The 19,406-nt window shown below is 69.4% G+C and carries 21 protein-coding genes; 6 read left to right on the top strand and 15 right to left on the bottom strand.

Features of this window, described 5'->3' with window-relative positions; all coding sequences use genetic code 11:
- Positions 1-114: 114 nt before the first annotated feature.
- The 10 genes from VHAB30_RS16295 to VHAB30_RS16250 all read right to left on the bottom strand — a co-directional run bounded on the left by VHAB30_RS16295 (position 115) and on the right by VHAB30_RS16250 (position 9,908).
- Complete coding sequence (locus tag VHAB30_RS16295) at positions 115-504, bottom strand: hypothetical protein (protein ID WP_159277708.1); 390 nt, start codon at positions 502-504, stop codon at positions 115-117.
- A complete protein-coding gene (locus tag VHAB30_RS16290) occupies positions 501-1,757 on the bottom strand; it encodes a formate dehydrogenase subunit gamma (RefSeq protein ID WP_159277707.1) in 1,257 nt (418 codons plus the stop codon). Before VHAB30_RS16290 ends, VHAB30_RS16295 begins: the two co-directional genes overlap by 4 nt.
- 12 nt (positions 1,758-1,769) lie before the next feature.
- Positions 1,770-2,021 carry a hypothetical protein gene (locus VHAB30_RS16285; RefSeq protein WP_082817975.1) on the bottom strand — a complete coding sequence of 84 codons (252 nt, stop codon included), beginning with the start codon at positions 2,019-2,021 and terminating at the stop codon, positions 1,770-1,772.
- Entirely contained in the window at positions 2,018-2,638 is a 621-nt protein-coding gene (fdh3B, locus tag VHAB30_RS16280) for a formate dehydrogenase FDH3 subunit beta (protein WP_062470938.1), read from the bottom strand. Before fdh3B ends, VHAB30_RS16285 begins: the two co-directional genes overlap by 4 nt.
- 9 nt (positions 2,639-2,647) lie before the next feature.
- Complete coding sequence (locus VHAB30_RS16275; RefSeq protein WP_159277705.1) at positions 2,648-5,623, bottom strand: formate dehydrogenase subunit alpha; 2,976 nt, start codon at positions 5,621-5,623, stop codon at positions 2,648-2,650.
- Between the two features lie 9 nt (positions 5,624-5,632).
- Complete coding sequence (locus VHAB30_RS16270) at positions 5,633-5,857, bottom strand: formate dehydrogenase (RefSeq protein ID WP_159277703.1); 225 nt, start codon at positions 5,855-5,857, stop codon at positions 5,633-5,635.
- A gap of 198 nt (positions 5,858-6,055) precedes the next feature.
- Complete coding sequence (locus VHAB30_RS16265; protein ID WP_159277701.1) at positions 6,056-6,673, bottom strand: TorD/DmsD family molecular chaperone; 618 nt, start codon at positions 6,671-6,673, stop codon at positions 6,056-6,058.
- Positions 6,670-8,748, bottom strand: coding sequence for a 4Fe-4S dicluster domain-containing protein (locus VHAB30_RS16260; RefSeq protein ID WP_159278365.1), 2,079 nt, complete (start codon positions 8,746-8,748; stop codon positions 6,670-6,672). The genes VHAB30_RS16265 and VHAB30_RS16260 overlap by 4 nt, the downstream gene beginning before the upstream one ends.
- The gene (locus VHAB30_RS16255) at positions 8,708-9,325 is read right to left on the bottom strand and encodes a DUF3306 domain-containing protein (protein ID WP_159277699.1); all 618 of its coding nucleotides are present in this window, start codon (positions 9,323-9,325) and stop codon (positions 8,708-8,710) included. Before VHAB30_RS16255 ends, VHAB30_RS16260 begins: the two co-directional genes overlap by 41 nt.
- Entirely contained in the window at positions 9,318-9,908 is a 591-nt protein-coding gene (locus tag VHAB30_RS16250) for a DUF3305 domain-containing protein (RefSeq protein WP_159277698.1), read from the bottom strand. The genes VHAB30_RS16255 and VHAB30_RS16250 overlap by 8 nt, the downstream gene beginning before the upstream one ends.
- A gap of 82 nt (positions 9,909-9,990) precedes the next feature.
- Here VHAB30_RS16250 and VHAB30_RS16245 point away from each other — a divergent pair, with 82 nt between their 5' ends.
- Complete coding sequence (locus VHAB30_RS16245) at positions 9,991-10,902, top strand: formate dehydrogenase accessory sulfurtransferase FdhD (RefSeq protein ID WP_159277696.1); 912 nt, start codon at positions 9,991-9,993, stop codon at positions 10,900-10,902.
- A 23-nt stretch (positions 10,903-10,925) separates the two neighbouring features.
- On the opposite strand, the gene VHAB30_RS16240 is transcribed toward VHAB30_RS16245, so the two are convergent.
- Positions 10,926-11,948: an alpha/beta fold hydrolase gene (locus tag VHAB30_RS16240; protein WP_159277694.1), complete on the bottom strand. Its 1,023-nt coding sequence runs from the start codon at positions 11,946-11,948 to the stop codon at positions 10,926-10,928.
- Between the two features lie 369 nt (positions 11,949-12,317).
- On the bottom strand, positions 12,318-13,058 hold the full coding sequence (locus VHAB30_RS16235; protein WP_159277692.1) for a response regulator: 741 nt from the start codon (positions 13,056-13,058) through the stop codon (positions 12,318-12,320).
- Positions 13,059-13,251: 193 nt separating this feature from the next.
- Here VHAB30_RS16235 and VHAB30_RS16230 point away from each other — a divergent pair, with 193 nt between their 5' ends.
- From VHAB30_RS16230 to VHAB30_RS16220, 3 genes are read left to right on the top strand one after another with little or no spacing between them, the layout of a single operon-like run.
- Positions 13,252-13,671 (top strand): organic hydroperoxide resistance protein, encoded by a 420-nt coding sequence (locus VHAB30_RS16230; RefSeq protein ID WP_159277690.1) that lies wholly within the window; start codon positions 13,252-13,254, stop codon positions 13,669-13,671.
- A 52-nt stretch (positions 13,672-13,723) separates the two neighbouring features.
- Positions 13,724-15,088 carry an ATP-binding protein gene (locus VHAB30_RS16225; RefSeq protein ID WP_159277688.1) on the top strand — a complete coding sequence of 455 codons (1,365 nt, stop codon included), beginning with the start codon at positions 13,724-13,726 and terminating at the stop codon, positions 15,086-15,088.
- Between the two features lie 24 nt (positions 15,089-15,112).
- Complete coding sequence (locus tag VHAB30_RS16220; protein ID WP_159277686.1) at positions 15,113-16,879, top strand: cytochrome c biogenesis protein DipZ; 1,767 nt, start codon at positions 15,113-15,115, stop codon at positions 16,877-16,879.
- A gap of 12 nt (positions 16,880-16,891) precedes the next feature.
- On the opposite strand, the gene VHAB30_RS16215 is transcribed toward VHAB30_RS16220, so the two are convergent.
- From VHAB30_RS16215 to VHAB30_RS30965, 3 genes are read right to left on the bottom strand one after another with little or no spacing between them, the layout of a single operon-like run.
- Positions 16,892-17,143 carry a hypothetical protein gene (locus VHAB30_RS16215; protein WP_062479609.1) on the bottom strand — a complete coding sequence of 84 codons (252 nt, stop codon included), beginning with the start codon at positions 17,141-17,143 and terminating at the stop codon, positions 16,892-16,894.
- Between the two features lie 12 nt (positions 17,144-17,155).
- Positions 17,156-17,401 carry a hypothetical protein gene (locus VHAB30_RS16210; RefSeq protein ID WP_159277685.1) on the bottom strand — a complete coding sequence of 82 codons (246 nt, stop codon included), beginning with the start codon at positions 17,399-17,401 and terminating at the stop codon, positions 17,156-17,158.
- Between the two features lie 9 nt (positions 17,402-17,410).
- Positions 17,411-17,572: a hypothetical protein gene (locus VHAB30_RS30965; RefSeq protein WP_169805078.1), complete on the bottom strand. Its 162-nt coding sequence runs from the start codon at positions 17,570-17,572 to the stop codon at positions 17,411-17,413.
- Positions 17,573-17,776: 204 nt separating this feature from the next.
- Here VHAB30_RS30965 and VHAB30_RS16205 point away from each other — a divergent pair, with 204 nt between their 5' ends.
- Both VHAB30_RS16205 and VHAB30_RS16200 read left to right on the top strand, forming a co-directional pair.
- Positions 17,777-18,727, top strand: a complete 951-nt coding sequence (locus VHAB30_RS16205; RefSeq protein WP_062479604.1) for a LysR family transcriptional regulator — start codon at positions 17,777-17,779, stop codon at positions 18,725-18,727.
- Positions 18,728-18,884: 157 nt separating this feature from the next.
- Positions 18,885-19,394, top strand: a complete 510-nt coding sequence (locus VHAB30_RS16200) for a cupin domain-containing protein (protein ID WP_159277684.1) — start codon at positions 18,885-18,887, stop codon at positions 19,392-19,394.
- Positions 19,395-19,406 lie beyond the last annotated feature (12 nt).

Below are 19,406 nucleotides of genomic sequence, written 5' to 3'. Positions count from 1 at the left end.
TCGGGCATGGCACCCGACAGCCATGCGCAAGAGCGGCCGTGCCGGACCTTGCCGGCGGGCCATTTGCGGTCGTTTTTTTCGGTTGCGTCCGCGCAGGTGCGCGGCACCGCCGGCTTACTTCTTGGGTGCGGGATTCGTCTGTGCCGAGGTCTGGTTCGAACTCGGCGGCGACGCGGCCGTGGGGGCCGGGGAGTGGGCGCCCGAGGCTTCGATGGGCTTGGTTTCAACCTTGGGGGCGGCGGCGTAAGGCCCCGGGTCCACGCAGGGCGGCGTGGCCACCGCGGCCGGTGCCGGCTTGCCGGCGGCCTGCGCGCTCGCGCGGTACTTGGCGGCGACCTGGTCCTGTGACTTGCACAGCAGGTAGCCGTCGGTCTTGGCGCTCCACGCGGTGCGGGCCGCGGCCTCGGCGGCCTTGGCCTGCGCTTCCGGCGTGGGCGGGGGGAGCTTGGCGACAGCGGAGGTCGCAGCGAATGCGCACAGAAGAAGGGTCAGCGTGTGCTTCATGCGGAGGTTCCTTGCTGCGCCGTCGCCGGCCGTGCGGGCTCGGGTGCGCCGGCCGGTTGCGAGCGCTGCGCGGGGATCTTGCCGGCCTGGATGTCGTCGTACCAGAGCTTGTGGTGCTCGCGCGCCCAGGCCTCGTCGACATAGCCTTCGCGCATCGCCTTGTAGGCGCCGTCCATGCCCAGCGTGCCGATGTAGATGTGGCCCATGATCATCGCCATCATGAGCAGCGTGGCCACCGCGTGCACCATGTGCGCGATCTGCATCTCGCCGCGCGTGTAGACGAAGCCGGGCAGCAGCTTGTCCAGGAACAGGCCCGAGGCGATGACGATGCTGCCCAGGAACAGCACGCCGCCCCAGAACACCGCCTTCTCGCCGGCGTTGAAGCGGTGCGACGCGGGCTCCTTGCCGCCGAACAGGCCGCCGCCGTGCCGCAGCCAGGTGAAGTCGTCCTTGCTCGGCCAGTTGCTGCGGATGAAGGTGAAGATCATGAACAGCGTGGTCACCACGAACAGCGGCCCCACGAAGTTATGCACGGTCTTGAGCACGTAGGCGAGCCAGCCGAACAGCGCGCTGCCCAGCACCGGCAGCAGGAAGAACTTGCCGAAGGCCATCACGATGCCCGAGATCGCGAGCGTGACGAAGGCCAGCGCGTTCGACCAGTGCGTGGCGCGCTCGAAGGGCGTGAAGCGCTCGATCTTGCGGCCGGTTTCGGTGCCGTGCAGGCGGATCGGCCCGCGCGTGAAATAGAAGATGGCCAGCGCCAGCAGCGTCACGAAGAGCAGCGCCGCGCCGTACGGGATGATCCAGTCGTTGCGCACCTGCCGCCAGGCCTCGCCCGCGTTGGTGAAGCGCGAACCCGGGTACTGCACGAAGCGCTGGATCAGGTTGCCGGCCTCGGGCGCCTGGCTCACCGGCAGGCTGCTGTAGCCGGTGACGCCGCCGCTCACCTGGCGCCACATCGGCGCGTTGTTGCCGGGCTGCACCTTGTTGCGCTCGCCGTTGGTCTGGTTGAGGTAGTTGGGGTCGGCGCTGGCCTCGGGCTTGACGTCGAAGATGTTCTGGCTGCGGATGCCGCCCTCGGCCTTCGGTGCCGCTGCGGAGGCTGCAGCAGGCGAAGCAGGGGCGGGCGCCGCGGTCACGGCGCCGCTCGCGGCCGGCTTGGCCTCCTGGGCCGGCGCCACCGCCGCCCAGCCCAGGAGCGCGGTCGCCAGCAGCGCGTGGAACGCGTGCCTGGTGCGAATGGTGACGCTCATGCGGCCTCCGGTTCAGTTTTCTCGGGTGTACTCGTTCTGGCCGTTGGAGCGCGTCTTGATCTGCTGCTCCCACGCCGTCTTGTCGCCCACCTTCCAGCCGGGCGCGGTGAAGGCGGTGCCGGTGTTGGCCTGCGTGCCCGTGCCGCTCCAGGGCACCGCGTCGTGCTTGACGCCCTCGGCGTTCGTCTGCGGCTTCTCGCTGCAGGCCGCCAGCAACATCGCGCCCGAGGCGAGCGCGACGAGCATCACGACCGCGCGCTTCACTTGGTGCCTCCGGTGGGCGGCGTGCCGGCCTGCTGCGAGCCGTAGGCCGTGCCCCAGCCCCAGACCTCGGCGCCCGTGCCGCGGTGCACGACGCGGGTGCGGAAGATGTCGGCCACCACGTCGCCGTCGCCGGCCAGCAGGGCCTTGGTCGAGCACATCTCGGCGCAGGCCGGCAGCTTGCCTTCGGCCAGGCGGTTGCGGCCGTACTTCTCGAACTCGGCTTCGGAGCCGTTGGCTTCGGGGCCGCCGGCGCAGAAGGTGCACTTGTCCATCTTGCCGCGTGCGCCGAAGGTGCCCTGCGACGGGAACTGGGGCGCGCCGAAGGGGCAGGCGTACGAGCAGTAGCCGCAGCCGATGCACACGTCCTTGTCGTGCAGCACCACGCCTTCGTCGGTGCGGTAGAAGCATTGCACGGGGCACACCGCCATGCAGGGCGCATCGGAGCAGTGCATGCAGGCCACCGAGATCGATTTCTCGCCCGGCAGGCCGTCGTTGAGCGTGACCACGCGGCGGCGGTTCACGCCCCAGGGCACCTCGTTCTCGTTCTTGCAGGCCGTGACGCAGCCGTTGCACTCGATGCAGCGCTCGGAATCGCAGACGAACTTCATTCTTGCCATGGTGATTCCTTATGCTTTCTCGATGTTGCAGACCGTGGTCTTGGTCTCTTGCATCATGGTGACGCTGTCGTAGCCGTAGGTGGTGGCGGTGTTGATGGCCTCGCCGCGCACGATGGGCGCCGCGCCCTTCGGGTAATAGGCCAGCAGGTCTTCGCCCTGCCAGCGGCCCGAGAAGTGGAAGGGCATGAACACCGTGTCGGGCCCCACGCGCTCGGTCACCAGCGCCTGCACGTTGAGCTTGGCGCCCGTGGGCGTGTGCACCCAGGCGCGCTCGCCGTTGCGGATGTTCTTCTCGGCCGCCACCTTCGGGTTGATCTCGATGAACATCTCCTGCTGCAGCTCGGCCAGCCAGGGGTTGGAGCGGGTTTCCTCGCCGCCGCCCTCGTACTCCACGAGCCGGCCCGAGGTCATGATGTAGGGGAACTTCTCGGCGATCTTGTCAGCGATGTTCTTCTGCTGCACCGTCTTGTAGAGCGTGGGCATGCGCCAGAAGGCCATCTTGTCGTCGTGCGTCGGGTACTTGGCGACCAGGTCGGGGCGCGTGCCGTAGATCGGCTCGCGGTGCTGCGGGATCGCATCGGGGAAGTTCCACACCACCGCGCGCGCCTTGGCGTTGCCGAAGGGGTGGCAGCCGTGGTTCTTCATGAACACGCGGATCATGCCGCCCGAGCTGTCGGTCTTCCAGTTCTTGCCCTCGGCCTTGGGCTTCTCGGCCTCGGTGAGTTCGTCCCACCAGCCCAGCTTCTTGAGCAGCAGGTGGTCGAGCTCGGGGTAACCGGTGGTGATGTCGGCGCCCAGCGAGTGGGAGCCGTCCTCGGCCAGCAGGTTCTTGCCGTTGCGCTCCACGCCGAAATTCGCGCGGAAGTTGCCGCCGCCGTCCATCACGTGCTTGGACGGGTCGTACAGGTTCGGCGAGCCGGGATGCTTGAGCTCGGGCGTGCCGTAGCAGGGCCAGGGCAGGCCGAAGTAGTCGCCCGAGATGTCGTAGCCGTTGACCTTGTCCTTGACCGCCCCCTTGGCCCGCAGCGTGCGCACGTCGAAGGCGGCCATGTTGCGCATGTGCGCCTGCAGCCGCTCGGGACTCTGGCCCGAGTAGCCGACGGCCCAGCAGCACTTGTTGATCTCGCGCAGGATGTCGTCGGGCACGGGCTCGTCCATGCCCTTGACCTTCTGCATCTTGTAGTTCTTGCTGAGCTCCTTGCCGAAGCCCAGGCGGTCGGCGAACTGCTGCATGATCATGTGGTCGGTGCGGCTTTCCCACAGCGGCTCGATGACCTTCTCGCGCCACTGGATCGAGCGGTTCGACGCCGTCACCGAGCCGCTGGTCTCGAACTGCGTGCACGCGGGCAGCAGGTACACCGCGCGGTTCGCGTTGGCGTCCTCGGGCCGGCCCGGCATCGCGGCCATGGCGGCCGTGGCCGAGGGGTACGGGTCGACCACGACCAGCAGGTCGAGCTTGTCCATGGCCCGCTTCATCTCGAGGCCGCGCGTCTGCGAGTTGGGCGCATGGCCCCAGTAGAAGACGCCGCGCAGGTTCGAGTCCTGGTCGATGAGCTCGTTCTTCTCGAGCACGCCGTCGATCCAGCGCGACACCGTGATGCCGGGCTTGCTCATCATCGCGGGCGAGGCGAAGCGGCCCTTGATCCATTCGAAGTCCACGCCCCAGGTGGCGGCGAAGTGCTTCCATGAGCCTTCGACCAGGCCGTAGTAGCCCGGCAGCGAATCGGGGTTGGGGCCGACGTCGGTCGCGCCCTGCACGTTGTCGTGGCCGCGGAAGATGTTGGTGCCGCCGCCCGAGGTGCCCACGTTGCCCAGCGCCAGCTGCAGGATGCACGAGGCCCGCACGATGGCGTTGCCGATGCTGTGCTGCGTCTGGCCCATGCACCACACCACGGTGCCGGGGCGGTGCTCGTGCAGCATGGTCGCGACCTTCAGCACCTGCGCCTCGTTCACGCCGCAGGCCTCCTCGACCTTGTCCGGCGTCCACTTGCTCATCACTTCCGCGCGCACTTCTTCCATGCCATAGACGCGGTCGTTGAGGTAGCGCTTGTCTTCCCAGCCGTTCTTGAAGATGTGGTGCAGGATGCCGAACAGGAACGCGATGTCCGAACCCGAGCGGATGCGCACGTACTCGTGGGCCTTGGCCGCCGTGCGCGTGAAGCGCGGGTCGACCACGATCATCTTGCAGCCGTTTTCCTTGGCATGCAGCATGTGCAGCATGCTCACGGGATGCGCCTCGGCCGCGTTGGAGCCGATGTACATCGCGATCTTCGCGTTGCGCATGTCGTTGTACGAATTGGTCATGGCGCCGTAGCCCCATGTATTCGCCACGCCCGCGACCGTGGTCGAGTGGCAGATGCGCGCCTGGTGGTCGCAGTTGTTGCTGCCGAAGAAGCTCACGAACTTGCGCAGCAGGTAGGCCTGCTCGTTGCTGTGCTTGCTCGAGCCGATCCAGTAGATGGCGTCGGGGCCGCTGGCCTTGGTGAGTTCCTTCAGCTTGGCGGTGATTTCATCCAGCGCGGTGTCCCAGCTGATGCGCTCGTATTTGCCGTTCACGAGCTTCATCGGATAGCGCAGGCGGTACTCGCCGTGGCCGTGCTCGCGCAGCGCCGCGCCCTTGGCGCAGTGGGCGCCCAGGTTGATGGGCGAGTCGAACACCGGCTCCTGGCGCACCCACACGCCGTTCTCGACCACCGCGTCGGACGCGCAGCCGACCGAGCAGTGCGAGCACACGGTGCGCTTCACTTCGATCTTGCCGGCGCCGATGGCCGCGGGCCGGCCGTCGGCGGCCTTGGCCTTCTGGATCAGCGTGAGCTGGCTGGCCGCCAGGCCCACGCCGACACCCAGGCCGGAGCGCCGCAGGAAGGCGCGCCGGTCCATGGTCGGCAAGGCGTTCGCGAGACCGCGCCGCAGGCTGTGAACGAAGGGCGACGCGTCGGAGGCCCGCGAGCTCGCGGTGCCTGGGGATTTTCTGGTCAGAAGCACGGGGTCTCCTCAGGCTGACGTGGTGGCGTAGTAACGCTTGACGTGTTCGCTCAGGGAATAGCCGCCGCCGTTTTCGGGCGGGGGCGGCAAAGAGGGGGCGACGACGGCGACGGGTGTCTCGGCCATGTTTGGCAGCGACGTGACGGCCACCGCAGCGGCGCCGGCGGTGGCGGCACCGATGAAGAATCCGCGGCGGGAGGCCGGCTTGATGCCGGTGTTTTGGCTGTCCTGCATATTGACTCCAGGAGTGGCTGGGCGCGACGAGAGAGGGGAAACCCGGTCGGCCTTGTGGATACTAGACCAGCAACAAGGTGTGAGCAACCTGAATACCCCTCGCATGCGTTCGCCTCAGAAGGTGTGAATGAATCCGGCGTGGCCGAGGGGGCGCGTCTGGGCGGGATGAGCGGACATGGCGGGTTCGTTCACACCTTCTCAGTCCAGCATGTCGAAGGCCTGCGCCTCGACGTCGCCGAATGCGCGCGTGAAGGTGGCGAGCGCCGCGTAGAACCGCGCCTTCGGATGCTGCAACACAGCATCGCACAAGGCGGGCAGCCACGGCTGGACGTGTCTGGAGAACATCGCCTGCTGCTGCGTGAGGTTGGCCACCGCCACGTCCTCGCCGGCGATCAGGTAGCGCATGACCTCGAACAGGCAGGCGATGTGGTCCTCGGTTTCGTAGGTGGTCTCGGTGCGCGCCAGGCCCAGCTTGTCCAGGTCGTGGCGCAGCTGCACGAGCGGCTTGTCGTTGAGAAAGCCGCTCAGGTAGTGCGAACCGAACAGGAACACCTCGGGCTTGCCGATGCCGCCGAAGAGCGCGTCGTATTCCTCGTGCGCGGCGGCCGCGTCGGTGTTGCGCGCGATGCCGACCAGCTGGCGCCACGGCTCTTCCAGGAAGGCGCCCGCGGCCGGCGCCTCGGTGGGCGCGACCTGGAAGGCGGCCAGCAATTCGGCATCGGGCGCGGCGTACCACAGGCGCGCGAGCAGGCCGTAGAGCTCGGCCCGGGCCACCTCCTCGTCGAGCGCGGACGTGGCGGGAAAGGTCTGGCTCATAGCGGGGCGATCTTCACTTCGTTGGTGGCGCTGTACAGGTCGATGACGCGGCAGTCGCTGCACATCTTGAGGCGCTCCAGCGCCTCGCCCTGGAACATGGCGTGCCCGGCCAGCTTGCCGAGCATGGCCTCGATGGCTTTTTGCGTGCCGAAGGGCTTGCTGCAGCGGATGCAGGCCCAGGGCTTGGCCTCGTTCAGCAGCACCTGCTGCTTGCGCTCGGGCGCGGCCAGCAGGCGCGGCACGAGCGAGACGGCGTCCTCGGGGCAGGTGGTTTCGCACAGGCCGCATTGCACGCAGTTCTTCTCGATGAAGCGCAGCTGCGGCGCGCTCTGGCTGTCCAGCAGCGCGCCCGACGGGCAGGCGCTGACGCAGGCCAGGCACAGCGTGCATTTGTCCTTGTCGACCGCGACGGCGCCCAGTGGCGATCCCGCCGGCAGCGCGAAGGCCAGCGGGGACTCGGCGGGCGCCTGCAGGGCAGGGGCCGCGCCCATCAGGTGGTCCAGCGCCATCTCGAGCCGGTCGCGCTTGTCGGCGCCGACGGCGAAGCGCGCCGCCGTGGCCGGCACGCGCTGCGTGGTCGTGCGCAGGCCGGCCAGCGCGGCGTCCAGCGCGGCGGGCGCATCGGCCTCGATCACGTGGAAGTGCGTGCCGGTGTAGCCCAGGCCCAGCAGCAGCGCCTGCGCGACGTCCCTCTGTTGCTTGAGCGCCGCGAGGTACTGCGGCGCCTCTTCGCCGGTGCACAGCACCGCGACCTGCGAGGCGCCGAAGGCGACGGCGCTCAGCCACAGGTCGATGCCGGTGCTGGCCGCATGAAAGAGGTCGACCGGCATCACGCGCGCCGGCACGCCCTGGGCTTTGCCCAGCTGCGCCTGCCGCCCGAGCTGTTCGAGCAGCGCCTGGCCGCCTTCCTGGCTGTGCAGCAGCAGCGCCGCATCGCGCCCGCCCGCCGCGGCATAGGTGCCGAGCAGCTTGCGCAGCTTCAGGCCCTGGTCGGGCGCGCGCGGGTAGGTGTAGCCCAGCGCGCCCGTCGGGCACACCGTGGTGCAGGCGCCGCAGCCGACGCACAGGTTCGGGTTGACCACGATGCGCTGGCGCTGCGGGTCGCTGCTCACGGCATGGGCCGAGCACACCTCGACGCAGGCGTTGCAGCCGACCACCTCGTTGCGGCTGTGCGCGCACAGCTTCTGCTTGTAGTCGAAGAACTTGGGCTTCTCGAATTCGCCCACCAGCTCGCGCAGGCGCAGCAAGGTCTGCAGGCCCTCGGCCTGCGCGACGCCGCCGGGCAGGTGGAAGTAGCCCTGCGGCGGCGCGTGCCAGTCGATCTGCGGCGCGGTGCCGAGGTCGAGCACGAGGTCGAAGGCCGCGTCGAGCGCCTGCGGCTCGCGGCTGAAATTGATGGCGCCGGCCACGCTGCAGGCGCGCTCGCAGTCGCGGTGCGAGGTGCAGCGCGCGTTGTCGATCTGGTAGTCCAGCCCGATGGCCTGCTCGGGGCAGGCGACCACGCAGGCGTTGCAGCGGGTGCACAGGTCGAGGTCGATCGCGTTGTCGCGCGTCCAGCGCAGCGTGAAGGCGCCGAGCCAGCCGGTGAGCGCATCGATGCGCCCGGCGATCACCGGCCAGCGGCGCGCCTGGGCGCCACCGTCTGCACCGGGGCCCTGCGCGAGCAGGGTGACGTCGAGCGTGTCACCGACCAGCGCCGCGGCGCGCTCGGCCGCGTCGAGCGGGCCGATGATCAGCAGCCGGCCCTGGCTGGTGTAGCTCACGGTCGAGACGGGGTCGGGCTCGGGCAGGCTGGCGGCGGCCAGCAGCGCGGCGATCTTCGGCATCGCGCTTTTCGCGTCGCGGCTCCAGCCGCCCGTCTCGCGGATGTTGATGAAGCGGATCGGCGAGGTGGCGTTGGGCGTCTGCGTGGCGAGCTCGCCGAACAGCCGTTTTTCCTGGGTGCAGGCGACCACGACGTCGTCGCCGGACTGGATGGCGCGCTGGAAGGAGGTCGCCTCGCGGCGGCACAGCGACGAATGCAGCGGGAGGGTTTCAGCCAGTGCCGCGCCGAGCGTCTTCGGCTCGAGCGGCATCGTCTGGTTGCAGTCGCAAATCAGCGTGGTGGTCATCGGTTTCTTGGCTGGCGGGTTGCATCGCGGCAACCGGCGGGCTGGGAAGCGTTTCGGAACCCTGGGACTGTGCCACGTCCAACGTTTCGGCGTCGTCGGGGGTTTCCGGGGGAATGTCTTCGGGGTCTTCGTCGAAGAGCTTGAGGAACTTGGCGCTGGCCATCTGGCGCAGCACGCTTTCGGGCACGGGCGTGGACTGGGAGTAGTCGTCGACGTAGGTGTCCAGGCCGTCCATCACATTGAAATGCGGATCGGCAAAAAGCTTGCGGAAGGCCGCGTTCTTGACCTCGGGCGCGACCTCCTTCGTGAGGAAGGGCTTGAAGTCGGACCCGATGTCGAGCGCATCCACGTCCGCAAGCGTCAGCGGCGGCGCGGTGTCCTGCTCGCCGTCGGCGACGGGGGGCTCGGCGAGCGCGGCGGGGGGTGGCGCCGGCACCGCAACAGGTTCCACGGCCGGCAGGGTCTTTTCTTCCACGGCGGCCTCGGCCGCGCGCACCTCCTGCTTGCGACGCGACCAGCGTCCCAGGAAACCTTCAGACATCGCCCGCGCCCCGTCCGCGTTTCTTCTCGGTCGTCACGCTCGCGGCGTTGCCGAAGCGGTCGACCAGCGAGCGGAAGCTCTCGGGCCGGCGGCGGCGCTTGGGCTCGACCACGTAGTGTTCGTCGACGAAGGCGCGCACCCAGTCGACCACCTCCGCGGGCGCCGGCACCTGTTCCACGGTTTCCTGCGCATCGAGCCAGCGGCCGGCCTCGTAGTAGCTGAGCGTGACCACGACCGGGCGCGGAATGGGCAGCGGCGCGAGCGTGGGCTCTTCGTCCATGCGCCACAGCACGAACCAGCACGGGGTCGGCGTGATCGCGTTGAGGTGGTAGCCCTCGGCCTCGTCGCGGTACAGCTCGACCTTGAAGCCGGGGTGCAGCCAGTGCTGCTCGCCGTCGTCGTCGCGCAGGAGGCGCGGCTCGGTGCCGAAGCCGGGTTCGTCGGGCAGCACGCTGTCGAGCGTCCAGCGCCAGGGCTGCCAATGGCTCGAGGGGCCGTGCAGGCGCTCGCGGCGCATGACCACCGCGACGTCGAGCGTCGGGCGGCCCGTGGGCGCGGTCGCGGGAGTGTCCGAGGAAGGCATGAACGAACCATAGCCGATGGCGCGCCCGTTCGCGAGCAGTACCCCTTCGAGCTCCGCTCGCAGCGGTGGCGTAGGATTCCGCATGGCCCCACGTGAAGACGACGCAGAAGACGATACACCGCTGGCTTTCGATGCGGTCCCGCTGCCCCGGCGCGCCGGCGCGCCGCGCCTGAACCCGGCGCGCGGCCCGTTGCTGCGCCGCATCGAGATCGTCGACCAGCACGGCGAGCGCCGCGACATCGACATCCCGGCGGAGCGGCCGTTGACCGTCTTCGTCGACAAGCGCGAACTCGTGACACTGATGACCCTGGGCGCCGCGCCCGAACTGCTGGTGCTGGGCTACCTGCTCAACCAGGACCTGGTGCGGCGCGCCGACGAGGTCGAGAGCATCGACGTCGACTGGAGCGTGGAGGCGGCCGCCGTGAAGACCCACCGCGGCATCGCGAACCTCGCCGAAAAAACGGCGCACCGGATCGTGACCACGGGCTGCGGACAAGGCACCGTCTTCGGCGACGCCATGGCACAGATCGGCGCCGTGCGGCTGCCGGCCGCGCAGTCGGCGCGCATCGCGCAGGGCACGCTGGCGCGCATCCTCGAACAGATGAAATCGCGCAACAGCGTGCACCGGCATGCCGGGTCGGTGCACGGATGCGCGCTGTTTCGTGGCACCGAGATGCTGGTGTTCGCGGAAGACGTCGGACGGCACAACGCCATCGACACCATCGCCGGCTGGATGGCGGTGCATGGCATCGACGGCGGCGACAAGGTCTTCTACACCACGGGTCGCCTGACGAGCGAGATGGTGATGAAGTCGGCCCACATGGGCGTGCCGATCGTCGTCTCGCGCAACGGCGTCACCGCGATGGGGCACGAACTGGCCACCCAGCTCGGCATGACGCTGTTCGGCCGCGCGGCCAACCGCCACTTCCTGTGCTACTGCGGGTTCGAGCGCTTCGACGCCGAGCCGCTGGCGCAGGCGCTCACCGCCGACTGAGGGGCCGCGCGGCTACCCGCGCCTTACCCGCGCGTGACGTCGATCACCGCCTTCGCGAACGCCTCGGGTGCCTCCTGCGGCAGGTTGTGGCCGATGCCGCCGCTGACCAGCCGGTGCTCGTAGCGCCCCGAGAACTTCTTTGCATACGCACCGGGCTCCGGGTGCGGCGCGCCGTTGGCGTCGCCTTCGAGCGTGATCGTCGGCACGCCGATCACCGGCGCCTGGGCGAGCCGGTTCTCCAGCGCCTGGTACTTCGCCTCGCCCTCGGCCAGGCCGAGGCGCCAGCGGTAGTTGTGCACCGTGATCGCCACGTGGTCCGGGTTCTCGAAGGCGACGGCGCTGCGCTCGAAGGTGGCCGCGTCGAAGTTCCACTTCGGCGAGGCGAGCTGCCAGATGAGTCTGGCGAAGTCGTGGCGGTTCTTCTCGTAGCCCGAGCGGCCGCGCTCGGTCGCGAAGTAGTACTGGTACCACCACTGCAGCTCGGCCTGCGGCGGCAGCGGCGCCTTGCCGGCCTCCTGGCTGCCGATGAGGTAGCCGCTGACCGACACCAGCGCCTTCACGCGCTCGGGCCACAGCGCGGCCATGATGCAGGCGGTGCGCGCGCCCCAGTCGCAGCCGGCCACGGTGGCGACGGGGATCTTCAGCGCGTCCATCAGCGCAATGATGTCGACGGCCACCGCCGACTGCTGCCCGTTGCGCGGCGTGTCGGCCGACAGGAAGCGGGTGGTGCCGTAGCCGCGCAGGTACGGCACGATCACGCGAAAGCCCGCGGCGGCCAGCTGCGGTGCGACGTCGACGAACATGTGGATGTCGTAGGGCCAGCCGTGCAGAAGGATCACCGGCGCGCCGTCGGCCGGGCCGGCTTCGTAGTAGCCGATGCGCAGGCTGCCGGCGTCGATGCTCTTGAGGGGTTCGAGGCGACGGGCGCCGCCTGTGCTGGCGGACTGGGCGAAGGCGGGAACGATCGACGTCAGCTGCGTGGCGGCGAGGCCGAGCGCGGCTTTGCCGAGGAACGCGCGGCGTGGCAGCGAGGGGGAGGCGGTCATGGAAATCTCCTGGGATGCGAAGGGGGAACGGCGCGATTGTTCGGCGGGGAGTTCGCCTGTTGATCGGCTCGTGTATGCCTCTGTATCCGCGCCGGTTCCGGCCACACTAAATTTCAAACGGAGGCGTGCGAGGCCGCCTCAACGAAACGTGGTGTGTCGATGTCGAGCCGGGATACACAGGCATACGCAATGCCCGTTGCGCCGCCAACGGGCGGCCAACAATCCGCCCGTCATCCACTCATCGCCCGAAGGAAATCCCCATGACGCGCCCTCGCGGATTCAAGAAGCTCTGGTTCGCGCTGCTGTTCTTCGCGGGCGGGCTGGCGCACGAGGCGCGCCACCCGACCCAGTGCCAGAGCGTGGCGTCGGTCAGCCTCTCGCTTCGACCGCCGAAGCGAGCACGTAGCCTTCGCTGCGCACGGTCTTGATGTAGCGCGGCTCGCGCGCGTCGTCGCGCAGGCGCTGGCGCAGCCGGCTCACGAGCAGGTCGATGGAGCGCTCGAAAAGCTCGGCCTCGCGCCCCTGCGTCAGGCTCAGCAGCTGGTCGCGGCTGAGCACCTTCTGCGGGTGGTCCAGGAACACGCGCAGCAGCCGGTACTCGGCGCCGCTGAGCGCCACCATCACGCCGGCGTCGTCGATCAGGTGGCGCGCCACCGTGTCGACCTGCCACTCGCCGAACCCCAGCTTTTGCGAGGGCTCGACGGTGCCCATGTTGGGCGGCAGCATGCGCGTGCGCCGCATCACGGCGCGGATGCGCGCCAGCAGCTCGCGCGCGGAAAAGGGCTTGGCCAGGTAGTCGTCGGCGCCCATCTCCAGGCCCAGGATGCGGTCGGCTTCCTCGCTGCGCGCGGTCAGCATGAGGATGGGCGTGGCCTTGTACTTGCCGGTGCGCAGGTCGCGGCACAGCGTGAGCCCGTCTTCGCCGGGCAGCATCAGGTCCAGGATGATCAGGTCGAAGGGCCCCGACGCCTCGAGCGCGGCGCGCATGTGGCGCCCTGTGGGCACCGCGACCACGCGCAGGCCGTTCTTCACCAGGTAGGTGGTGAGCAGTTCGCGGATGTCCCGGTCGTCGTCGACGATGAGGATGTGGTCGGAGGTCTTGGGCGTCATGTCAGGGTGGGCGGTGGCGGCACGGCGCCGCAGCCGCAATGTAGCGTTCCGGCGGCGCGCCGGGGGTGGCCGTGGAAACGTAGTGTGTGGATGTGCGGGCCAGATACACAGGCATACAGAAGGCGATCCGGCAGGGGGCGGGCGGCCCAACAATCCGTGCGTTTTCCAACCACCCTGCATCCAAGGAGCCCTCATGACCCGCATCGACAAAGTCCTCTACACCGGCAAGACCCGCACCTCCTCGGGAGGCCGCGACGGCGAGGCGCGCAGCTCCGATGGCCGCCTGGACATCAAGCTCTCGTCGCCCGGCAGCGCCGGCACCGGCACCAACCCCGAGCAGCTGTTCGCGGCCGGCTGGTCGGCCTGCTTCATCGGCGCGATGGGCAAGGCGGCCGGCAAGATGAAGGTCGCGCTGCCGCCCGACCTGGCCGTCGATGCCGAGGTCGACCTGGGCGCGGCGGGCGGCGAATACTTCCTGCAGGCGCGCCTGAACGTGAGCCTGCCGGGCCTGGACCGCGAGGTGGCGCAGGCCCTCACCGAGGCCGCGCACCAGACCTGCCCCTATTCCAAGGCGACCCGAGGCAACATCGACGTTGCCATCCACCTGGTGTGAGCCCGCTGCGCTGACGACGCATCGCCACGCCGCCTGACCGAAGAAGCTGTTCATGTCCACTTCCGCGAACCCCGTTGCGAATCCGACCGGCACGACGCCGCGCTGGCGTCGGCTGCTGCCCGGCTCGCTGTTCTCCCGCGTGACGCTGATCATCGTGGTGGGCCTGGCGATCGCGCAGCTGCTCACCTTCGCGGCGATCCGCTACGAACGGAACATGGCGCTTCGCGAGCTGATGATGATCGGCATCGAGCGCGACATCGCGAGCTCGGTCGCCATCCTCGACCGGCTCCCCGCGGCGGAGCGCGCCGGCTGGCTCGACCGGCTGGAACGGCGCAACTACCGCTTCGTGCTGGGCGGCAGTGCGCAGGGTGGCGCGCCGGGCTCGGAGGCTTCGCAGCAGTTTGCCGCGGCCATCGTCGATGCGATGCGCCCGTTCCCGGTCGTCAAGGTCGGCGAGGTGGCCTGGCCGCCCGAGGGCCTGCAGATCGAGGTGCGGCTGGGCGACGGCTCGTCCGTGGTCGTGCACGCCATGCGCGTGGGCATGCCGGTGTCGGGCTGGGTGATGTGGCTGCTGGCGGGCCAGCTGCTGGTGCTGGCCGTGTGCGCCTGGGTCGCGGTGCGGCTGGTGACGCGGCCGCTCGCGCAGCTGTCCGCGGCGGCCGACCAACTCGGCCCTGATCTGAAAGGCCGCACGCTGGTGGAAGAGGGCCCGACCGAAGTGGCGCATGCGGCGCGCGCCTTCAACGCCATGCAGCAGCGCATCGCGGGCTACATGGCGGAGCGCGTCGAAATCCTGGCGGCCATCTCGCACGACCTGCAGACGCCCATCACGCGGATGCGCCTGCGCACCGAGCTGATGGACGACATGCACGACCGCGAGAAATTCCGCCAGGACCTGGACGCGATGAACGCGCTGGTGCGCGAAGGCGTGACCTATGCGCGCACGCTGCACGGCGCCACCGAGCCGCCGCTGCGCATCGACGCCGACGCGCTGTTCGAGAGCATGGTGGCCGACTACGAAGACGTGGGCCAGCAGGTGCGGCTCGACGGCCGGGCCGGCGCGCCGATCGTGAGCCGCCCGAACGCGCTGCGCCGCATCCTGATGAACCTGATCGACAACGCGCTCAAGTTCGGCTCCGACGTGACGCTGCGCGTGCAGGCTGAAGGCGAAGGCGGCCGCCTCGTGGTGAGCGTGCTCGACAACGGCCCGGGCATTCCCCCCGGCGAGCTCGACGCGGTGCTCAAGCCCTTCTACCGCGTCGAAAGCTCGCGCAACCGCAGCACCGGCGGCACCGGCCTGGGCCTGGCCATCGCGCACCAGCTGGCCATGGCGATGGGCGCCGAGCTCACGCTGCACAACCGACCCGAAGGCGGGCTGGAGGCGCGGCTGGCGTTGGCCACCGCGCCCGCTCGCTGAACCCGACCCCACATCTCTCACACCATGCTCATCCTCTTCATCGCCTACCTGGGCGGGGTGCTCACGATCCTGAGCCCCTGCATCCTGCCGGTGCTGCCCTTCGTGTTCGCGCGCGCCGACCGGCCGTTCCGCTCGCACGGCCTGCCGATGCTCGTGGGCATGGCGCTGGCCTTCGCCGTGGTCGCCACGCTGGCGGCGGTGGGCGGCGGCTGGATCGTCACGCTCAACGAATACGGGCGCTATGCCGCGATGGCCTTGCTCGCGCTGTTCGGCGCGACGCTGCTGTTCCCGCGCGTGGCCGAGCGCCTGAGCCGGCCGCTCGTGGCGCTGGGCCTGCGTTTGTCCGACGGACGGCAGGCTTCGGTGTTTTCTCCGCTGTGGCTGGGCGTGGGCACGGGCCTGCTCTGGGCACCGTGCGCGGGCCCGATCCTCGGGCTGATCCTGACGGGCGCGGCGCTCAACGGCGCGAGCGTCGGCACCTCGCTGCTGCTGCTCGCCTACGCGGCCGGCGCGTGCACCTCGCTCGCGGTGGCGCTGCTGTCCGGCGGCCGGCTGCTCTCGGCGCTGAAGCGCACGCTGCCGACCGGCGACGGGGTGCGGCGCCTCGCCGGTGCCGCGGTGCTGGCGGGCGTGGGCGCCATCGCGCTGGGGCTGGACACCGGCTGGCTCGCGCGCCTGTCGCTGGGCACCACGTCGGCGCTGGAGCAGGCGCTGGTGGACACGCTGCGCCAAGACGCGCCGCAGGCGCAACGCGCAGACGCCGGCTTCGTGCGCGTCGTGGACACCCGCCCGGCCCCGGTGCCCGCGCGCGAGCTCCGCGTCGAGGGCCGGCTGCCGTCGCTGGCCGGCGCGACCGATTGGATCAACTCGGCGCCGCTCACGCCCGAGGGCTTGCGAGGCAAGGTGGTGCTGGTCGACTTCTGGACCTACTCGTGCATCAACTGCCTGCGCACGCTGCCCTACGTGCGCGCCTGGGCCGACAAGTACAGGGACGCGGGCCTGGTCGTCCTGGGCGTGCATGCGCCGGAGTTCGCGTTCGAGAAGAACCCGGCCAACGTGCGCAAGGCCGTGAAAGACCTGGGCATCGGGTTCCCGGTGGCGCTGGACAACGACTTTTCGATCTGGCGCGGCTTCGACAACCAGGCCTGGCCCGCGTTCTATTTCGTCGACGCGCAGGGGCGCATCCGCCATCACCAGTTCGGCGAGAACCGCTACGACAAGGCCGAGCAGGTGATCCAGCAGCTGCTGGCCGAGGCCGGGCAGGCGAACAGCATCAATGCCGGGCTGGTGGCGCCGCAGGGGCAGGGCACCCAGGCCGCGCCCGGCGCCGAGCCGGCGCAGTCCGGCGAAACCTATCTGGGCCATGCGCGGGCGCACGGTTTCGCGTCGCCCGGCGGCATCGCGCGCGACCGTGCGAAGGCCTACGAGCCCGTGGTTTCTTCACTGCGCACCAACCAGTGGTCATTGGGCGGCGACTGGACGGTGGAGGGCGAGCGTGCCGTGCTGAACCACGCCAATGGCCGCATCGCCTACCGCTTCAAGGCGCGCGACCTGCACCTCGTGCTCGGGCCGATGGCCGACGGCAAGCCGGTGCGTTTCACGGTGCGGGTGGACGGCCAGCCGCCGCTGGCGGATCACGGCGCCGACACCGATGCCCAGGGCCACGGCGTGGTCGATGCGCAGAAGCTGTACCAGCTGGTGCGGCAGTCGGCGGGCAGCGGCAGGGAGCGCCTGTTCGAGATCGAGTTTGTCGACCCCGGCGCGCAGGCCTACGCGTTCACTTTCGGTTGAGCGGCGCCTAGGTCAGGGCGTCAGGCCCGCCGCGTTGACGGCCCGGCAGGTGTCGACCTCCTGGCGCGTGGGCAGCACGAAGCAGCGGGCGTCCGCCTCGCGCGCGACGGCTTCGCGCAGCTGGCGTTCCTGCGCGGTTTCCACCTGCAGCTCGACCAGCCACTTCATGAGCAGCGCCATCACGATCAGCAGCACGACCGAGGCCGCAAGCAGGGTCGTGCGCCAGCTCTGGACGCGGAAGACGGAGGCGTTCGAAGTACTCATCGCGTGCGGTCCTCAGCTCGACAGCTGCGGAAAGATCCAGATGCTCATGCCGAGCACCACGCCCGCGCCCAGCGACATGGCCGCCGCGGTCGCGAACAGGCAGGCCACCAGCAGGCTCGGCACGACCACCGACATGCTCAGGAAGGCGATGGCGACGAGCACGTAGGCCAGCACGGGCAGCAGGGCGATGTAGGCCGGCCGCACGGTGCCGGTCGGCAGTTCGTCGGGCGTCATGTCACGCAGGAACGGGTTCAGCATGGCGGGCGATCAGCAGTTGCCCTTCTTGGCCTGACCCGGCGGGCAGAAGTTGCCGCCCTTGTGCGCCGGCCCGGGCTCCGCACGCGGCGGCGGCGCGTGGTGGTGCACGCAGGCGCTCATGAGAACGGATGCCGCCAGCGCGAGCATCACGGTGATCGTGGATTTGGTCATGGGAACTCCCTGCTTCGATTTCTTGTGCACCTCGGGTGCTTCGGGGCAGGACAATAGTTGCCGTATTAACAATCTCACAGGGAAATGCTCACATTTGTGGGCGAATTGAGAAGGGTGCGGTCAATCTCCGAGCGGGATTGCGCAGTACTTCACACCCGTGCGGCCGACCGGCCGCCGCCGCGCAACCGCTACATTGCATGCCCCATGGACCGCCTCGAGAACATAGAGACCTTCGTGCGGGTCGCACAGACCCAGAGCTTTGCCGAGGCCGCGCGCCAGCTGCGGGTGTCGAAATCGGTGGTGACCAGCCGCGTGAAGCAGCTCGAGGACCACGTCGGCGCGCCGCTGTTCCACCGCAGCACGCGCGTGGTCCGGCTCAGTGACGTGGGGCAGGCCTTCCTTCGCGACTGCGTCGAGCTGGTCGGGCGGGCCAACGACATCATGGACCAGATGCGCGACGCCAAGGACGGGCCCACCGGCACGCTGCGCGTGCATGCGCTCACAGGGTTCGTGCTGGGGCATTTCGCGACGTTGCTGCGCGCTTTCCAGGTGAGCTTTCCGGACATCCACCTGGAGCTCATCGTGAGCGACGCGGTGGTCGACCCGGTGAAGGCGGGCGTCGATTGCGCGCTGCAGATCTTTCCGGCGGCATCGACCGAGCTGGTGTCGCGCCCGCTGTTCCCGGTGCGCCGCGTGTTCTGCGCCACGCCCGAGTACCTGCGCGCGCACGGCCGGCCCGCGAGCCCGCGCGAGCTGCACAAGCACACGCTCGGCCTGTACTCGGGCTACCCCACGCGCGACCGCTGGACCTTCCATCATGCCGGCGAGCAGGTCACGCTGTACATGAGCGCGGCGCTGCTCACCAACAGCGTCCACCTGCTGCGCGAGTACGCCATGGAGCACGCCGGCATCGTCTGCCTGCCGACGCTGGTGGCCGGCGAGGCGATCCTGCGCGGCGACCTGGAGGTGGTGCTGCCGGCGCACCAGCTGTCGTCGTTCTCGCTGAGCGCGGTGTACGCGGGCACCTCGCGCAATGCCTTCAAGCTGCGCCTGTTCATCGAGCACCTGACCCAGGCGTTCTCGAAGGTGCCGCCGTGGGACGCGGCCATGATCGAACGCGGCCTGCTGCCGCCGGGCCTGATCTGGGACGCCTGACGCGAGCGCGGCCGGTTCCGGGGTAAACCCTGTGCATTGGACGGATTTGCCGAACAATGCGGCCCGCGTTTCGGGCCTACCGCTCGCGCCCCCCGTTTCCTACAGTGCACACATCGCAGCCACCACGCTGCATCGTCCGGCACCTCAGGAGACACCCATGACCGTCGCATACCAGACCCGCTTCGGGTCCCTCAAGCACTTCGAGAAAGGCCACGTCGAGCCCATCGACGACGACGTGCGCCACTACGCGTTCTCCAACTGCTTCGAGATCGCCAGCATCAGCAAGCCCTACGAGAAGGTCGTGTTCGGCCAGAACCAGATCTACGTGCTGGAAACGCTGCGCGCCGAAGGCACCTCGCCCTGGTTCACCTGCGCCCACGACGAGTTCGCGCTGGTGATGGACGGCGAAATCGAGGTGCACCTCGTGCAGCTCGATGCGGCCCAGGCCGTGGCCGACACCGAGAAGAACGGCGCCGTGCGCGTGAAGGGCGAACCCCAGGGCAAGAAGATGGGCTGGATGAAGCTTTCGCGCGGCCACCAGGGCCTGCTGCCCAAGAACACGGCCTACCAGTTCCGCGTGGCCGGCGACCCGGGCGTGATCGTGCTGCAGACCTGCAAGGGCGACCTCTCTGTCGAGAAGTGGGCCGACATCTGCCAGACGCACTGAACCCGCATCCAG

The sequence above is a fragment of the Variovorax boronicumulans genome, assembly GCF_009811375.1.
GTDB lineage: Bacteria > Pseudomonadota > Gammaproteobacteria > Burkholderiales > Burkholderiaceae_C > Variovorax > Variovorax boronicumulans.
Note: the sequence above shows the minus strand (reverse complement) of the source record. Positions and strands in the feature narration are given on the sequence as shown.

What these genes read in the sequence shown, in the direction of transcription:
- VHAB30_RS16230 (WP_159277690.1), top strand. Translation starts at nt 13,252, where the DNA reads ATGACCCGCATCGACAAAGTCCTCTACACCGGCAAGACCCGCACCTCC.
- VHAB30_RS16270 (WP_159277703.1), bottom strand. Translation starts at nt 5,857, where the DNA reads ATGCAGGACAGCCAAAACACCGGCATCAAGCCGGCCTCCCGCCGCGGA.
- VHAB30_RS16240 (WP_159277694.1), bottom strand. Translation starts at nt 11,948, where the DNA reads ATGACCGCCTCCCCCTCGCTGCCACGCCGCGCGTTCCTCGGCAAAGCC.
- VHAB30_RS16245 (WP_159277696.1), top strand. Translation starts at nt 9,991, where the DNA reads ATGGCCCCACGTGAAGACGACGCAGAAGACGATACACCGCTGGCTTTC.
- fdh3B (WP_062470938.1), bottom strand. Translation starts at nt 2,638, where the DNA reads ATGGCAAGAATGAAGTTCGTCTGCGATTCCGAGCGCTGCATCGAGTGC.
- VHAB30_RS16210 (WP_159277685.1), bottom strand. Translation starts at nt 17,401, where the DNA reads ATGCTGAACCCGTTCCTGCGTGACATGACGCCCGACGAACTGCCGACC.
- VHAB30_RS16205 (WP_062479604.1), top strand. Translation starts at nt 17,777, where the DNA reads ATGGACCGCCTCGAGAACATAGAGACCTTCGTGCGGGTCGCACAGACC.
- VHAB30_RS16225 (WP_159277688.1), top strand. Translation starts at nt 13,724, where the DNA reads ATGTCCACTTCCGCGAACCCCGTTGCGAATCCGACCGGCACGACGCCG.
- VHAB30_RS16265 (WP_159277701.1), bottom strand. Translation starts at nt 6,673, where the DNA reads ATGAGCCAGACCTTTCCCGCCACGTCCGCGCTCGACGAGGAGGTGGCC.
- VHAB30_RS16220 (WP_159277686.1), top strand. Translation starts at nt 15,113, where the DNA reads ATGCTCATCCTCTTCATCGCCTACCTGGGCGGGGTGCTCACGATCCTG.
- VHAB30_RS16295 (WP_159277708.1), bottom strand. Translation starts at nt 504, where the DNA reads ATGAAGCACACGCTGACCCTTCTTCTGTGCGCATTCGCTGCGACCTCC.
- VHAB30_RS16290 (WP_159277707.1), bottom strand. Translation starts at nt 1,757, where the DNA reads ATGAGCGTCACCATTCGCACCAGGCACGCGTTCCACGCGCTGCTGGCG.
- VHAB30_RS16215 (WP_062479609.1), bottom strand. Translation starts at nt 17,143, where the DNA reads ATGAGTACTTCGAACGCCTCCGTCTTCCGCGTCCAGAGCTGGCGCACG.
- VHAB30_RS16200 (WP_159277684.1), top strand. Translation starts at nt 18,885, where the DNA reads ATGACCGTCGCATACCAGACCCGCTTCGGGTCCCTCAAGCACTTCGAG.
- VHAB30_RS16255 (WP_159277699.1), bottom strand. Translation starts at nt 9,325, where the DNA reads ATGTCTGAAGGTTTCCTGGGACGCTGGTCGCGTCGCAAGCAGGAGGTG.
- VHAB30_RS30965 (WP_169805078.1), bottom strand. Translation starts at nt 17,572, where the DNA reads ATGACCAAATCCACGATCACCGTGATGCTCGCGCTGGCGGCATCCGTT.
- VHAB30_RS16250 (WP_159277698.1), bottom strand. Translation starts at nt 9,908, where the DNA reads ATGCCTTCCTCGGACACTCCCGCGACCGCGCCCACGGGCCGCCCGACG.
- VHAB30_RS16235 (WP_159277692.1), bottom strand. Translation starts at nt 13,058, where the DNA reads ATGACGCCCAAGACCTCCGACCACATCCTCATCGTCGACGACGACCGG.
- VHAB30_RS16260 (WP_159278365.1), bottom strand. Translation starts at nt 8,748, where the DNA reads ATGCCGCTCGAGCCGAAGACGCTCGGCGCGGCACTGGCTGAAACCCTC.